We start from the raw sequence: 14477 nt of genomic DNA on the forward strand, positions 1-14477 counted from the left end.
GGCTCCTCGAACAGGACTCGAACCTGTGACCCAATGATTAACAGTCATTTGCTCTACCAACTGAGCTATCGAGGAACAACCTTGAACACGCGACGAATTATACGGAAATACTCAATGGCGTCAACCACCTTCGGCCATTCAGACCACCGCAGAACTCGTTCGATTCCTCCTGCCGGATCCACCTCCGAAAGCGCACGAAGCGACATTCAGATGTGACAAGGCCCGCACGGATGCAGGCCTTGGAATCACTGGTGGCTACACCCTGATTTGAACAGGGGACCCCATCATTATGAGTGATGTGCTCTAACCAGCTGAGCTATGTAGCCACACGACGAGGCGTATATTGCAGGTCAGGCTGCTGAATTGCAAGCACTTTTTATCAAAAGCTCAACAGACGAGCCCGACGGGCCGATCAGATCCCCAGCGATGTCTTCACCGCGGCAAGGCCAGGCTGACCCTCCACGGTCTCGACCCCCTTGAGCCAGGCCTCCAGCACCTGCGGGTTCTGCTTGAGCCAACTGGCCGCCGCGTCATCCGGGTCTTCGCCGCCATCCATGATGTCGCCCATCAGCTGGTTTTCCATCTCCAGGGTGAACTCGAGATTGGAAAGCAGGGCCCCGACGTTGGTGCATGCCTCGCTGTAGCCCGCGCGGGTATTGGTATACACCGTCGCACCACCCAGATTCGGCCCGAAGTAATCATCGGCCCCTTCCAGATAGCCCATCTCGAAGCGGGTATTCATCGGGTGCGGTTCCCAGCCGAGGAACACGACCCACTCCTCGGCGGCAATCTTCGACTTCACTTCCGCCAGCATGCCGGCTTCCGAGGAGTCGATCATCTCGAACTCGCCCATGCCGAAGGCGTCGTCATCAATCATGTCGGCAATGATCATGTTGCCATCGTTGCCCGCCTCTATTCCGTAGATGCGACCATCGAACTTCTCGAGGTTGTCGGCAAGGTCCGCCACCGAGGTCACGCCGGCATCCAGTACATACTGCGGCACCGCCAGGGTGTATTTCGCGCCCTCCAGATTGGCGCGCGGGCGATCGACCTGCCCCTTGTCGATGTAAGGGTCACTGATGGAGGCCATCGAAGGCATCCAGTTGCCCAGGAAGACATCGAAGTCATCATTCTTCATGCCGGCATAGGCGATCGGCACCGAGATGGTGTCAGAGGTCGTCTCATAGCCCAGCCCCTCCAGCACGGCACGCGTCAGGGCGGTGGTGGCCGTGATGTCCGTCCAGCCGACTTCGGCGAAACGTACCGTGCGACATTCTTCCGTCACGGCGGCCTGGGCCTGATTCGCCATGACCGGCACGGCGATGACGCCCAGTGCCAACAGCACCTTACCAGGTGATCGTTTCATGCTAACCCCTTGTTTTATTGTTCGTTGTCATTCAACTCTCGACCATCGGCGCAACGTTCAACCTACGTTGAGATCGACATGCTGCCCCTCCATGTTCTACCGCACTGTAGCGCTTTTACCAACCGGCCTCGCCAACCCACAGTCTTGAACGCCCGCCTGTCGCTGGCCACCACCGGCCCTTGTTTCCTCGTGCGCCTCCCCTTTGATTGACTCCGGACTGCCTCCTGACTGCCCCGCTTTGCCTCAACTTGACGCATCGGGAACCAGCCTCTACACTTTTTGTTAATTGAACGTTCAATAAAAACTTTGCACACGACAGCATGGTGCAGCGCTCGCGGCAAACCGGTGATGATCCAGTACCATGGCCACACCAAGTGTCACACCGACCCGATATACGAAAAGGACTCCGTTGATGCCCAAAGTGGGAATGGAACCTATCCGCCGCCGCCAGTTGATCCAGGCCACCATGCAAGCCATCGATGAGGCAGGACTCGCCGACGCGACCGTGGCCCGCATCGCCCGTCACGCAGGTGTGTCCACCGGCATCATCAGCCACTATTTCGGCGGCAAGGATGGCTTGATGGAAGCCACCATGCGCCAGATTCTCACTGACCTGCGCAGCGCTGTCAGTGAGCGTCGCGCCGCACTGGCCGACGATGACGTCCGCAGCCATCTGCGCGCGGTGATCGATGGCAACTTTGACCGCAGCCAGGTCAGCCAGAGCGTCTCCAAGACCTGGCTGGCCTTCTGGGCCTCCAGCATGCACCGCATTCCGCTGGAACGCCTGCAGCGGGTCAACGACAGGCGGCTGATCTCCAATCTATGTGCCCTGTTCCGCCGCTGCATGCCGCTGAACGAGGCACGTGATGCCGCGGCCGGACTGGCCGCCTTGATCGACGGCCTGTGGTTGCGCGGCACGCTGGACCCGACCGGCCTCGATGTCGAGCGCGCACGCCGCCTCGCCTACGAATATGTCGACTACCAGCTGACACGTCACATGGCAGCATCCCTGAACGCGACAGACTCCCCCACTTCCCCTGAACCCAGTAAGGAGCGCACGCATGGCTAACGGCAACGCAAGCTTCCCGACCCAGACCCTCTACATCGGTGGCCGTCGGGTCGAGGCTACCTCCGGCGAGACCTTCGAGACCGTCAATCCGGCCACCGGCGAAGTCATCGCCGAGATCCAGCAGGCCAGCGGTGCCGACGTCGATACCGCCGTCGAAAGCGCCCTGCAGGGTCAGAAGGTGTGGGCCGCGATGACCGGCATGGAGCGTTCACGCATCCTGCGTCGCGCCGTGGACCTGCTGCGCGAGCGCAACGACGAACTGGCGCTGCTCGAGACACTCGACACCGGCAAGCCGCTTTCCGAGACCGAAGCGGTCGACATCGTCACCGGTGCCGATGCACTCGAGTACTACGCGGGCCTCGCGCCGGCCATCGAAGGCAGCCAGATGCCGCTGCGTCAGGAAGCCTTCGTCTATACCCGCAAGGAGCCGCTAGGCGTCATCGGCGCCATCGGTGCCTGGAACTACCCGATCCAGATCGCCTGCTGGAAGTCTGCCCCGGCCCTCGCCGCCGGCAACGCCATGGTCTTCAAGCCCAGCGAAGTCACTCCGCTGAGCGCACTGAAGCTGGCCGAGATCTTCACCGAAGCCGGCCTGCCGGACGGCGTGTTCAACGTCGTGCAGGGCGATGCCCGCGTCGGCGTGATGCTCACCGAGCACCCGGATATCGCCAAGATCTCCTTCACCGGGGAAGCCGGTACCGGCAAGAAGGTCATGTCCGCGTCCGCCTCTTCCAGCCTCAAGGAAGTCACCATGGAGCTGGGCGGCAAGTCCCCGCTGCTGGTGTTCGCCGACTCCGATCTCGACCGTGCCGCCGACGGCGCCATGATGGCCAACTTCTACAGCTCCGGTCAGGTGTGCACCAACGGCACCCGCGTGTTCGTCGAAGCCAGCGTCAAGGACGCCTTCGAAGCCAAGATCGTCGAGCGCGTCGCGCGCATCAAGGCCGGCGACCCGCAGGACCGCGCCACCACCTTCGGCCCGCTGGTCAGCTTCGAGCACCTGGACAAGGTCGTCTCCTATCTGGAGATCGCCAAGCAGGACGGCGCACGTCTGCTGGTCGGCGGTGAGCGCATGAGCGAAGGCGACTTCGCCAAGGGCGCCTGGGTCGCACCGACCGTCTACACCGACTGCAGCGATGACATGCGCATCGTGCAGGAAGAGATCTTCGGTCCAGTGATGTCCATCCTGTCCTTCGACAGTGAAGAGGAAGTCATCCGTCGCGCCAACGACACCACCTATGGCCTGGCGGCTGGCCTGTTCACCGAGAGCCTGAACCGCGCGCATCGCGTGATTCACCAACTCGAAGCCGGCATCTGCTGGGTCAACACCTGGGGCGAGTCGCCGTCCGAAATGCCGGTCGGCGGCTACAAGCAGTCCGGTATCGGTCGCGAGAACGGTGTCGAGACGCTGTCTCACTACACCCAGACCAAGTCCGTGCTGATCGAGATGGGCCCGTTCGAGTCCGCCTTCTGAGCCATCACTGGCCGCAAGGCCTGATGACAGCAGCACCCTCTGGCGCCAGAGGCTGAAGTACCGGCCCTCAAGACCGGGCCTAAGCACCGGGCCTCAAGTACGACAACGCGCCAGATGCCCCACCTGCCGGCATGTCGAACACTCGGCATGCCGGCTGCACGCCGCGTCGCTCACCAGTGCCGCGCGCAGTGCCCGAATCCCGATGAGTCGTTGAGCCCCCGATGGCAGCTTGCTGTCATGCGATGCCCCGACGATTCACCACAGACAAGCAAACGTATCCAGCAGCCCGGCAGTGGCCACTCCCCGTCGTGAACGGGGCGTCATGTGCCCGCATGTGGCACCCGATACGAGAGGACCTTCCATGAGCCAATTCGAGCGTGAATACGACTACGTCATCATCGGCGCCGGCAGCGCCGGCAACGTGCTGGCCACCCGCCTGAGCGAAGACGCCGACGTCAGCGTGCTGTTGCTGGAAGCCGGTGGCCGCGACCACCGCTTCGACTTCCGCACCCAGATGCCCGCCGCGCTGGCGTACCCGCTGCAGGGTCAGCGCTACAACTGGGACTTCAAGACCGATCCCGAGCCGCACATGAACAACCGTCGCATGGAATGTGGCCGCGGCAAGGGTCTGGGCGGCTCCTCGTTGATCAACGGCATGTGCTACATCCGCGGCAACGCGCTGGATTACGACAACTGGGCCAAGGACCCCATCCTGGCCGACTGGAACTATCGTGAGTGCCTGCCCTACTTCCGCAAGTGCGAGACGCGCGATATCGGCCCGAATGACTACCATGGCGGCGACGGCCCGGTGTCGGTCACCACGCCCAAGCAGGGCAACAACGAGCTCTATCATGCCTTCATCGCGGCAGGCATCGAGGCGGGCTATCCGGCCACCGAAGACGTCAACGGCTACCAGCAGGAAGGCTTCGGCCCGATGGACCGCTTCGTGACCAAGGAAGGCCGTCGCGCCTCCACCGCGCGCGGCTATCTGGATACCGCCAAGAAGCGCTCCAACGTGACCATCGAGACGCGTGCCACCACCGACGTCATCCTGTTCGAAGGCAAGACGGCGGTCGGTGTGAAGTACGAGCGCAAGGGCCAGGACCACCGCGTACGTGCGCGCAAGGAAGTGCTGCTGTGCGCCGGCGCCATCGCCTCGCCGCAGATCCTGCAGCGCTCTGGCGTCGGCAACCGTGAACATCTCGAGCCGCTGGGCGTGAAGATGGTCCACCACCTGCCGGGCGTGGGCGAGAACCTGCAGGACCACCTGGAGCTCTACATCCAGTACGAGTGCACCCAGCCGATCTCACTGTATCCGTCCCTCAAGTGGTACAACCAGCCGCCCATCGGTCTGGAATGGATGCTCAAGGGCACCGGTGTCGGCGCCAGCAACCAGTTCGAGGCCGCCGGCTTCATTCGCAGCGATGACAACGAAGCCTGGCCGAACCTGCAGTATCACTTCCTGCCGATCGCGATCAGCTACAACGGCAAGAGCGCAGTGCAGGGCCACGGCTTCCAGGCGCACGTCGGGTCGATGCGCTCCCAGAGCAAGGGCCGCGTTCGCCTGACCTCACTCGATCCCAAGGCCGCGCCGTCGATCTTCTTCAACTACATGGCCGAGGAGCGTGACTGGGAAGAGTTCCGCGCCGCCATCCGCCTGACCCGCGAGATCATCGCCCAGCCTGCGCTGGACCCCTATCGCGGCCGCGAGCTGGCACCGGGTGCCCAGGCACAGACCGACGCCGAGCTCGACGAGTACGTGCGCAACCACGCCGAGACCGCCTACCACCCGTGTGGCAGCTGCCGCATGGGCAGCGACGAGACTTCAGTGGTCGATGGTGCCGGTCGCGTGCATGGCCTCGACAACCTGCGCGTCGTCGATGCCTCGCTGTTCCCGGTCATCCCGACCGGCAACCTGAATGCGCCGACGATCATGCTGGCCGAGAAGATGGCCGACAAGATTCGTGGCCGCGCGCCGCTGCCGCCGTCCGACGCCGATTACTTCGTGATCGAACCCGGCACGCCGGCCAAGAAGCCCGCCAAGCGCAAGATCGACTCTGCTCCGATAAATGGTTGAGCTCCGATCAATGGCTGAGCACTGGTCATTGACCTAGCACTGATCAACGCCAGAGCCCGTGCGAGTCAACGCCTGAGACAGGTAGTCTGACCTCACGCACGCAAGCGCTATCGATCGACCAAGGCCCCGCATTGCGGGGCCTTTTTCATGCCTGTCAGACAGCTTTCACTCACCCCGGTCTGCGCTCGCCGAACGCCTCCCCCGGGCGACTGCCCTTTTCAAGAATGAATCCGCACACCTTAGACCTTGGACGTACTGCAGGGTCGGGCAACATGGGATACGCTGAAGAGAATTCAAACAACTGTTCTAAACGCATGGCTGCTACGCTGTAGAAACGCCATGCAAAGACACCATCCCTCGCCACCCGGAGATCCTGCCATGACGCAGCTCATCCTCATCCTTGTCGCCGTTGCCGGTCTGTTGGCCGTCATGGCACGCGAAGCCGGGGCCCTCGCGGCCATCGGCGTTCTCGCCATCATCGGTATCGTCGGCCTGGCGGTCGACGCACCGGTACTGGGTTGCCTGCTGCTGATCGGCGCGGCACTGGTCGCGGTGTGTGGCCTGCCGGCCCTGCGCAGCAAGTGGCTCAGCCCGCGCCTGTTCGCGATGTTCAAGAAGGTCTCCCCCAAGGTCTCGGACACCGAGAAGGTGGCACTGGAAGCCGGCACCGTGTTCTGGGACGCCGAGCTCTTTTCCGGCAAGCCGCAGTGGGACACCCTGACCGCACAGCGCAACGACGGCATCTCCAGCGAAGAGCAGGCCTTCATCGATGATCAATGCTCTGTCGCCTGCGGCATGACCAACAGCTGGGAGATCGCGCGTGAGCGTGCCGATCTGTCCGAAGCGCTGTGGGAATTTCTCAAGCGCGAGAAGTTCTTCGGCATGATCATTCCCAAGGAATATGGCGGCCTGGGCTTCTCGGCCAAGGCGCAATCACTGGTGCTGCAGAAGCTGGCGGTCAACGAGACACTGATGGTCACCGTCGGCGTGCCCAACTCCCTCGGCCCGGGCGAGCTGCTGCTCAAGTACGGCAGCGAAGAACAGAAGAGCTATTACCTGCCGCGTCTGGCCGATGGCCGCGAGATTCCGTGTTTCGGCCTGACCGGCCCGCGTGCCGGCAGTGACGCGACCTCCATCCCGGACACCGGCATCGTGTGTCGCGGCATGCATGACGGCGAAGAAGTCGTCGGCATTCGCCTGAACTTCGAGAAGCGTTGGATCACCCTGGCGCCGGTCGCCACCGTGGTCGGCCTGGCCTTCCGCATGTTCGACCCCGAGCACCTGCTGGGCGACGTGGAAGACATCGGCATCACCTGCGCCCTGATTCCGCGCGACACCGACGGCATGGACATCGGCCGTCGTCACCACCCGATCGGCGCGCCGTTCATGAATGGCCCGATCTTCGGCAAGGACGTCTTCATTCCGCTCAGCTACCTGATCGGCGGCGAGCAGATGGCCGGCCAGGGCTGGAAGATGCTGGTCGAGTGTCTGTCGGTGGGCCGCTGCATCACCCTGCCGTCCGGCTCCGCGGGCATCTCGCGCTACGCACTGGGCTGGAGCGCCGGCTTTGCGCGCATCCGTCGTCAGTTCAATCTGCCGGTGGCCGAAATGGAAGGCGTGCAGGAGCCGCTGGCACGCATGGCCGCGATGAACTACATCAGCCAGGCGTCGGTGCTGCACACCGCCAACATGATCGACAACGGCCACAAGCCGGCGGTGCCCTCCGCCATCCTCAAGAGCCAGCTGACCGAGATGGCCCGCTCGCTGCTGGCCGACGGCATGGACATCCACGGCGGACGCGGCGTGACGCTTGGCCCGCGCAACTACATCGGGGTGGCCTACGCCGGCACTCCGGTCTCGATCACGGTGGAAGGCGCCAACATCATGACCCGCAACCTGATGATCTTCGGTCAGGGCGCGATCCGCTGCCATCCTTATGTGCTGGAAGAGCTGGCCGCCAAGGATGCCGATGACCTGAACGCCTTCGACAAGGCCTTCTTCCGCCATGCCGGCCTGATCTTCGGCAACGCAGCACGCGCCTTCACCCAGAGCTTCGGCATCGGCGGCAAGGCCACTGGTTTCGACGCCGTCGCCACGCCCTACGCCAGCCACATCAACCGCTTCAGCGCCGCCTTCTCGCTGTCTGCCGATGCGGCCATGGCAAGTCTAGGCTCCAGCCTCAAGGCGCGCGAGATGCTGTCGGCGCGTCTGGGCGACGTGCTCTCCAACCTCTACCTGGCGTCACTGACGCTCAAGCAGTGGCACGAATCCGAGGCCTGCGAACACGAAGAGGCGCTGTTCCACTACAGCATGCAATGGCTGCTGCACCGCGCGGAAAAGGCACTGGATGAGCTGTTCGCCAACCTGCCCAACCGTGCGCTGGGCACTGCCCTGCGCGTGATCGCCCTGCCGCGTGGTCGTCAGTTCGCCATGCCCAAGGACAGCCTGACGCGCGAGATTGCCCGTGCCGTCTCCACCGACACTGCACTGCGTGCCAAGCTGACCGACAACACCTGGGACGCGCAGGACGAAGGCCAGCAGGACAACGCCCTCGCTCGCTACAACGCGCTGCTCAAGGACTACCCGCGCGCCGAGCCGATCTACAAGGCGCTGGCCAAGGCCTACCACAAGGGCGAGATTCCGGCCGATGCACTGTCACCGGAAGCGCGTATCGAAGCGGCGGTCGAGGCAGGCATCCTGTCAGCCGAGGATGGCGACTTCATGCGCGTCTTCGAAGCCGAGGTACTCGACATGCTGACCGTCGACCACTTCGAATTCGACGCCTTCGTGCGCAAGCCGATGGCGAGTGACGGCACCGCCTCCAACCCGCAGCAGGACGCCGCCTGATGACTGGCCGACGCCCGCTTGATCGGCGCAGGAATTGATCGCTGATCACTGATCACTGATCAGCGATCGCAGAACCACAAAGGCCCCGCTCAATGAGCGGGGCCTTTGTCTTGGCAGAGCATGCCGTTCGCTTGCGTCATTTCATCCTCAGATATGACGCGCGAAGTGCTCCAGGTCACGCACGAAGGCGTTCTTGTAGGTCTCGAAGTCCTTCGGGCGCGCCTTGAAGGAGCGCTTGATGCGCTCGCGGTCCAGGCGCAGCGGCGCGTCGAGGGCCGCCAGGTTGCCGACACGCGCCGCCGGATTCATGCCGACCAGCTCGCGCGGCTGATCGCCTTGGGCCTCGGTCTCCAGCCAGTCGTTGATGCCGGCGCGACGCAGCACGCTGACCAGTGAGCTGTCAGTGATGCGCACCTGCAGGCGGCCGTGATCGGACAGCTGGGAGACCAGCGCGATGCCGTGGTCGTGACCGCGATGCACCGTCGGCGTCGCCCACAGCGCCAGATTCAGGCCACGTGCGTTCTCGTCGAGTACCAGCAGCGCGGCAGAGTGGATGCGCTCGGCATCGTCGACCAGCGCGAACAGGCGCGCCATCTCATTCTCGAACCACACCCCACGCACGCCGGCGTAACTCACCAACGCATCCAGACCACCCTCGCGGCCATGGACTTCGGCGCACAGCATCGCCAGACAGGCATCACGTCGGGCACCGGCACTCACTTCAACCACTTTCATCGCGTTCTCCGCCACAGGCATTTTCAGCGCGCAAGACTAGCACACTCGCTCGCCGGCCGCTTATTCCGGCCTTGAGTTTCCCCCGGCGCCTCGCTTGCCAGCCTGAGCCGAGCTGGCGGCGCCACACACTCGCTGCTCAGTCACAAGTTCAGTCATAAGTTCAGCCATAAGTTCCACCTCGCTCGAATGAACATCTTCCTGTCACAAAGTTGTAAGGCGGGCGCTATAGAGTCGTCTACGCTTTTCGGACGATCATCAAAAGAACAAGAAAATGTTCACTTGATCGTCGCCATCGATCATCAGCGGCCAGCGTCCTTCTTCTTTGTTGCGGAAGCTGGCCAGGGGAACCTCTCAGGAGTTTGACCATGCGCCGCCCGACTCATCATGCAAGCACCCGTACGACTGCCACCGCGACTCGTCGCCTCGCCAGCCTCGCGCTGGCCATCAGTTTCGCCTCCGCCTCCGCCAGTGCCCTCGCCGCCACCGAGGTGGAATGGTGGCACGCCATGGGGGGCGGGCTCGGCAAGAAGGTCGACGAGATCGCGGCCGACTTCAATGCAAGCCAGGACGACTACGTCGTCAAGCCGGTCTTCAAGGGCAACTACTCCGAGACCATGACCTCCGCCATCGCCGCCTTCCGCGCCGGCAAGGGTCCGGACATCGTGCAGATCTTCGAGGTCGGCACCGCCACCATGATGAGCGCCAAGGGCGCGATCGTCCCGGTGCATCAGCTGATGGCAGACTTCGCGCCTAAGGAAGGCACCGCCTTCGATCCGAACGCCTACCTGTCTGCCGTCACCGGCTATTACACCGACACCGACGGCAAGATGCTGTCGATGCCGTTCAACTCCTCCACGCCGGTGACCTACTACAACAAGGACGTGCTGGCCAAGGCGGGCGTCGACTCCCTCCCGCAGACCTGGCAGGAAATGGGCGCTGCGCTCAAGAAGGTCGTCGATTCCGGCGCCGCCAGCTGTGGCCTGACCACCACCTGGCCGTCCTGGGTGATGCTGGAAAACTTCTCGGCGCGCAACGACGTGCCCTTCGCCAGCCAGGCCAATGGCTTCGCCGGCACCGATACCCACCTTGAATTTAACACGACCGCCGTGGTCGACCACATCCAGCGCCTCGATGACTGGCAGGCCGACAAGCGCTTCGCGTTCGGCGGTCGCTTCGATGACGCGGCGCCCAAGTTCTACTCCGGCGAGTGCGCGATGATGATGGGATCTTCCGCCAGCTATGCCGGCGTCAAGGAAAGCGCCAAGGGCTTCGAGTTCGGCGTGGCGCCGCTGCCTTATGACAGCGACGTGATCGAGACGCCGCAGAATTCCATCATCGGTGGCGCCTCGCTGTGGGTGCTGTCCGGTCACAGCGATGAGGAATACCAGGGCGTCGCCAAGTTCTTCCAGTACCTCTCAAAGCCCGAAGTGCAGGCCGACTGGCACCAGTTCACCGGCTATCTGCCGATCACGACTGCCGCGGCAGAACTGACGCGCGAACAGGGCTTCTACGCCGAGAACCCGGGCACCGACGTCGCCATCACCCAGATGACCTCCGCGACGCCGACCGAGAACTCCAAGGGCCTGCGCCTGGGCAACATGGTGCAGATTCGTGACGTGATCAATGAAGAGCTGGAGAAGATCTTCTCCGGCAAGGAAAGCGTGCAGGACGGTCTCGACAACGCCGTCAAGCGTGGCGATTCGCTGCTCGAGAAGTTCGAACGCGCCAACGGCTGATCATCGCCACACCGGGGGCGGGCCCATGCCGGGCTCGCCCTCCCGCTATTTTCTCCAGCCAGAGAGCGGAAAGCGCATCCGACATCCGGTGTCCTTTCCCTTCTCTCACGGCTTGATGGCGCAGGAGCGGCCGAGGCTTGCCGACTCCGTGCTACCGACGGAACCACCCAGTCCCCCCTTGCTTGCGAGACCCCTGCTGCATGGCCCATTTCAATCGACACCCCATCACGCCCTGGATACTGCTGGCGCCTCAGCTGCTGATCGTGGCCGTGTTCTTCTTCTGGCCGGCCTACCAGGCCATCGAACAGGCCTTCTATGTCGAGGATGCCTTCGGGCTCTCGCGGGAATTTACCGGGCTGAGCAACTTCGTCGGCGTGCTGAGCGAGCCGGAATATCTCACGACACTATGGACGACCACCTATTTCTCCTTTGCGGTGGCCTTCGGCGCCATGGCATTGGCGCTGGGGCTGGCCGTACTAGCGGACCGCGTGCTGCGCGGCGCACACGCCTACAAGACCCTGCTGATCTGGCCCTACGCCGTGGCGCCCGCCGTGGCCGGGGTGCTATGGCTGTTCCTGTTCGACCCGACGCTGGGTATTCTGCCGGAGCTGCTGTCCGCCATCGGCATCGACTGGAATCACAAGCTCAATGGCGATCAGGCCATGTTGCTGGTGGTGCTGGCCTCGATCTGGAAGCAGATGAGCTACAACTTCGTGTTCTTCCTCGCCGGTCTGCAGGCGATACCCAAGAGCCTGCTGGAAGCGGCCGCGATGGACCGCGCCGGCCCCTGGCGGCGTTTCTGGACCATCACCTTCCCGCTGCTCTCGCCGACCAGCTTCTTCCTGCTGGTGATGAACGTGGTCTACGCCTTCTTCGAGACCTTCGGCACCATCGATGCCACCACCCAGGGCGGTCCGGCCGGCTCGACGCGCACCCTGGTCTACAAGGTCTATGAAGATGGTTTCGTCGGGCAGGACCTGGGTTCGAGTGCTGCCCAGTCGGTGTTGTTGATGGTCATCGTCGGCGTGCTGACGCTGATCCAGTTCAAGTATGTCGAGAAGAAGGTGCAGTACTGATGCGCTACAACCGCCCCGGGCTTGATATCGCAAGCCATGCCCTGCTGATCGTCGGCTGCGCACTGTTCTTCCTGCCGGTCTGGATCGCCTTCAGCGCCAGTACCCACGAGATGGGTGACCTCTACTCCAACGTCGCCCCCGTCTGGATCGGCGAGGCTGGCCTGGACAACTACCGCCAGCTGCTGGCAGACCCGGTCAGCAGTCTCGGCGCCGACGTGATGACCCTGCTGTTCAACTCGATGCTGATGGCACTGGGCATCGCCATCGGCAAGATCATCATCTCGGTGCTGGCCGCCTACGCGATCGTCTTCTTCGAGTTCCGCTTCCGCAAGCTGTGCTTCTGGCTGATCTTCATCACCCTGATGCTGCCGGTGGAGGTGCGTATCCTGCCGACCTTCAAGGTGGTGGCCGACCTCAACATGCTGGACAGCTATGCCGGTCTGATCCTGCCGCTGATCGCCAGCGCCACCGCGACCTTCCTGCTGCGTCAGTTCTACCTGACCATTCCGGCGGAAATGGTCGAGGCCGCGCGCATCGATGGCGCCGGGCCGTGGCGCTTTCTCAAGGACATCCTGCTGCCGCTGTCGAAGACCAACATCGCGGCGCTATTCGTGATCATGTTCATCTATGGCTGGAATCAGTATCTGTGGCCACTGTTGATCACCACCGATGCCGACTACCTGACCATCGTCGTCAGCCTCAAGCGCATGCTGACCACCGGTGATGGTCTGGTGCCGTGGCAGGACGTCACCGCCACCACGCTGCTGGCCATGGGCCCGCCGGTACTGGTGATCCTGTTCATGCAGCGCTACTTCATCAAGGGCCTGGTGGACAGCGAGAAGTGATCTCGCGCTCCGACCCGCGACACCTCGCCCCAAGCCCCCTGATTCCGTTACGCCGTGATGGACAGACTTGCCCGTCACGCCACCGCTCTGGATACACAACTCATGGCAACACTGGCGCTCAAGCAGCTCAAGAAGCAGTACCCCAATGGCTACAAGGCCCTGCATGGCATCGACCTGGCCTTCGGCGAAGGCGAGCTGATCGTCATCGTCGGCCCGTCCGGCTGTGGCAAGTCGACCCTGCTGCGCACTTTGGCAGGCCTGGAGGACATCTCCGAGGGCGATCTGGAGATCAACGGCAAGCGCGTCAATGAGCTGGAACCCGCCGAGCGCGACATCGCGATGGTGTTCCAGAACTACGCGCTCTACCCGCACATGAGCGTGTTCGACAACATGGCCTACGGCCTCAAGAACCGGCGCACGCCCAAGGATGAGATCCAGCAGCGCGTCAGCGAGGCCGCCGAGCTGCTGGGCCTGACCGAGCTGCTCGATCGCCGCCCCAAGCAGCTCTCCGGCGGCCAGCGTCAGCGTGTCGCCATGGGACGCGCCATCGTGCGCAAGCCGCAGGTCTTCCTGTTCGATGAGCCACTCTCGAATCTGGACGCCAAGCTGCGTGTGCAGATGCGTCTCGAGATCCGTCGCCTGCAGAAGCGCCTCAAGGTCACTTCCGTCTACGTGACCCATGATCAGACCGAGGCCATGACCCTGGCGGATCGTCTGGTGGTGATGAATGGCGGCCATGTCGAGCAGTTCGGCACGCCGATGGCGCTCTATGATCAACCTGCCAGTCAGTTCGTCGCCGGCTTCATCGGCTCGCCGGCGATGAACTTCCTGAGCGTCACCCAGGCACAGGCCGGCCTGTCGCTACCCTGTGGCGCAAAGCTTGCATTGAATGGCGAAGGCCTGACCACGGGCGCTGAGCTGACCCTCGGCATTCGCCCCGAGCACCTGCAGGTACTGGGAACAGCCGATGCCCTGCCCGCAGGGGCCGCGGAGCTTGAGGCGCGCATCGAGCTGGTCGAACCGCTGGGCGCGGACACCCTGGCGTACTGCCGGCTGCAAGGCCAGAGCGAGCCGCTGGTGGTGAGACTGGATGGCGAGCACGCCGTCGCGGAAGAACAGACGCTGCGCCTGGCCATCCTTCCGGCGCGTGCCCATCTGTTCGGCGCCGACGGCAAGCGGCTGGCAACCCGCGAGCAGGCGACAGCGGCCATCGAATGAGCGCTTTCGTCCTGTCGCGGCCCGAAGGAACCCC

10 protein-coding genes and 2 tRNA genes are annotated in these 14477 nt (G+C 63.4%); 8 read left to right on the plus strand and 4 right to left on the minus strand.

Annotated features, from left to right (window positions below; genetic code table 11):
* Positions 1 to 2: 2 nt before the first annotated feature.
* The 3 genes from R2R70_RS17775 to R2R70_RS17785 all read right to left on the minus strand — a co-directional run bounded on the left by R2R70_RS17775 (position 3) and on the right by R2R70_RS17785 (position 1366).
* Positions 3 to 75 (minus strand) — tRNA-Asn (locus R2R70_RS17775).
* Between the two features lie 174 nt (positions 76 to 249).
* Positions 250 to 326, minus strand: a tRNA-Met gene (locus tag R2R70_RS17780).
* An 86-nt stretch (positions 327 to 412) separates the two neighbouring features.
* Complete coding sequence (locus R2R70_RS17785; RefSeq protein ID WP_165873889.1) at positions 413 to 1366, minus strand: choline ABC transporter substrate-binding protein; 954 nt, start codon at positions 1364 to 1366, stop codon at positions 413 to 415.
* 412 nt (positions 1367 to 1778) lie between these two features.
* Between R2R70_RS17785 and betI the strand changes: the two genes are divergently transcribed.
* From betI to R2R70_RS17805, 4 genes are all read left to right on the plus strand, one after another.
* Positions 1779 to 2435 (plus strand): transcriptional regulator BetI, encoded by a 657-nt coding sequence (betI, locus tag R2R70_RS17790; protein WP_043335913.1) that lies wholly within the window; start codon positions 1779 to 1781, stop codon positions 2433 to 2435.
* Entirely contained in the window at positions 2428 to 3909 is a 1482-nt protein-coding gene (betB, locus tag R2R70_RS17795; RefSeq protein WP_043335915.1) for a betaine-aldehyde dehydrogenase, read from the plus strand. Before betI ends, betB begins: the two co-directional genes overlap by 8 nt.
* Positions 3910 to 4270: 361 nt before the next feature.
* Positions 4271 to 5986, plus strand: coding sequence for a choline dehydrogenase (gene betA / locus R2R70_RS17800; protein WP_192838318.1), 1716 nt, complete (start codon positions 4271 to 4273; stop codon positions 5984 to 5986).
* 378 nt (positions 5987 to 6364) lie between these two features.
* A complete protein-coding gene (locus tag R2R70_RS17805; RefSeq protein ID WP_410978637.1) occupies positions 6365 to 8833 on the plus strand; it encodes an acyl-CoA dehydrogenase in 2469 nt (822 codons plus the stop codon).
* Positions 8834 to 8980: 147 nt separating this feature from the next.
* Here R2R70_RS17805 and R2R70_RS17810 read toward each other — a convergent pair whose 3' ends face one another.
* On the minus strand, positions 8981 to 9568 hold the full coding sequence (locus R2R70_RS17810) for a hypothetical protein (protein WP_410978638.1): 588 nt from the start codon (positions 9566 to 9568) through the stop codon (positions 8981 to 8983).
* A gap of 365 nt (positions 9569 to 9933) precedes the next feature.
* Here R2R70_RS17810 and ugpB point away from each other — a divergent pair, with 365 nt between their 5' ends.
* The 4 genes from ugpB to R2R70_RS17830 all read left to right on the plus strand — a co-directional run bounded on the left by ugpB (position 9934) and on the right by R2R70_RS17830 (position 14443).
* The gene (gene ugpB, locus R2R70_RS17815; RefSeq protein ID WP_410978639.1) at positions 9934 to 11304 is read left to right on the plus strand and encodes a sn-glycerol-3-phosphate ABC transporter substrate-binding protein UgpB; all 1371 of its coding nucleotides are present in this window, start codon (positions 9934 to 9936) and stop codon (positions 11302 to 11304) included.
* Positions 11305 to 11504: 200 nt separating this feature from the next.
* Positions 11505 to 12380 (plus strand): sn-glycerol-3-phosphate ABC transporter permease UgpA, encoded by an 876-nt coding sequence (gene ugpA / locus R2R70_RS17820; protein ID WP_107335458.1) that lies wholly within the window; start codon positions 11505 to 11507, stop codon positions 12378 to 12380.
* Positions 12380 to 13225, plus strand: a complete 846-nt coding sequence (ugpE, locus tag R2R70_RS17825) for a sn-glycerol-3-phosphate ABC transporter permease UgpE (protein ID WP_410978640.1) — start codon at positions 12380 to 12382, stop codon at positions 13223 to 13225. The genes ugpA and ugpE overlap by 1 nt, the downstream gene beginning before the upstream one ends.
* 102 nt (positions 13226 to 13327) lie before the next feature.
* Positions 13328 to 14443 (plus strand): sn-glycerol-3-phosphate import ATP-binding protein UgpC, encoded by a 1116-nt coding sequence (locus tag R2R70_RS17830; RefSeq protein ID WP_410978641.1) that lies wholly within the window; start codon positions 13328 to 13330, stop codon positions 14441 to 14443.
* Positions 14444 to 14477: the final 34 nt, after the last annotated feature.

It is taken from the genome of Cobetia sp. SIMBA_158, assembly GCF_046566945.1.
GTDB classification, from domain to species: domain Bacteria; phylum Pseudomonadota; class Gammaproteobacteria; order Pseudomonadales; family Halomonadaceae; genus Cobetia; species Cobetia amphilecti.

Excerpts from the sequence above, each read along its gene's own strand:
- betI (WP_043335913.1), top strand. The coding sequence starts at position 1,779 with ATGCCCAAAGTGGGAATGGAACCTATCCGCCGCCGCCAGTTGATCCAG.
- betA (WP_192838318.1), top strand. The coding sequence starts at position 4,271 with ATGAGCCAATTCGAGCGTGAATACGACTACGTCATCATCGGCGCCGGC.
- R2R70_RS17805 (WP_410978637.1), top strand. The coding sequence starts at position 6,365 with ATGACGCAGCTCATCCTCATCCTTGTCGCCGTTGCCGGTCTGTTGGCC.
- ugpB (WP_410978639.1), top strand. The coding sequence starts at position 9,934 with ATGCGCCGCCCGACTCATCATGCAAGCACCCGTACGACTGCCACCGCG.
- R2R70_RS17830 (WP_410978641.1), top strand. The coding sequence starts at position 13,328 with ATGGCAACACTGGCGCTCAAGCAGCTCAAGAAGCAGTACCCCAATGGC.
- betB (WP_043335915.1), top strand. The coding sequence starts at position 2,428 with ATGGCTAACGGCAACGCAAGCTTCCCGACCCAGACCCTCTACATCGGT.
- R2R70_RS17785 (WP_165873889.1), bottom strand. The coding sequence starts at position 1,366 with ATGAAACGATCACCTGGTAAGGTGCTGTTGGCACTGGGCGTCATCGCC.
- R2R70_RS17810 (WP_410978638.1), bottom strand. The coding sequence starts at position 9,568 with ATGAAAGTGGTTGAAGTGAGTGCCGGTGCCCGACGTGATGCCTGTCTG.
- ugpA (WP_107335458.1), top strand. The coding sequence starts at position 11,505 with ATGGCCCATTTCAATCGACACCCCATCACGCCCTGGATACTGCTGGCG.
- ugpE (WP_410978640.1), top strand. The coding sequence starts at position 12,380 with ATGCGCTACAACCGCCCCGGGCTTGATATCGCAAGCCATGCCCTGCTG.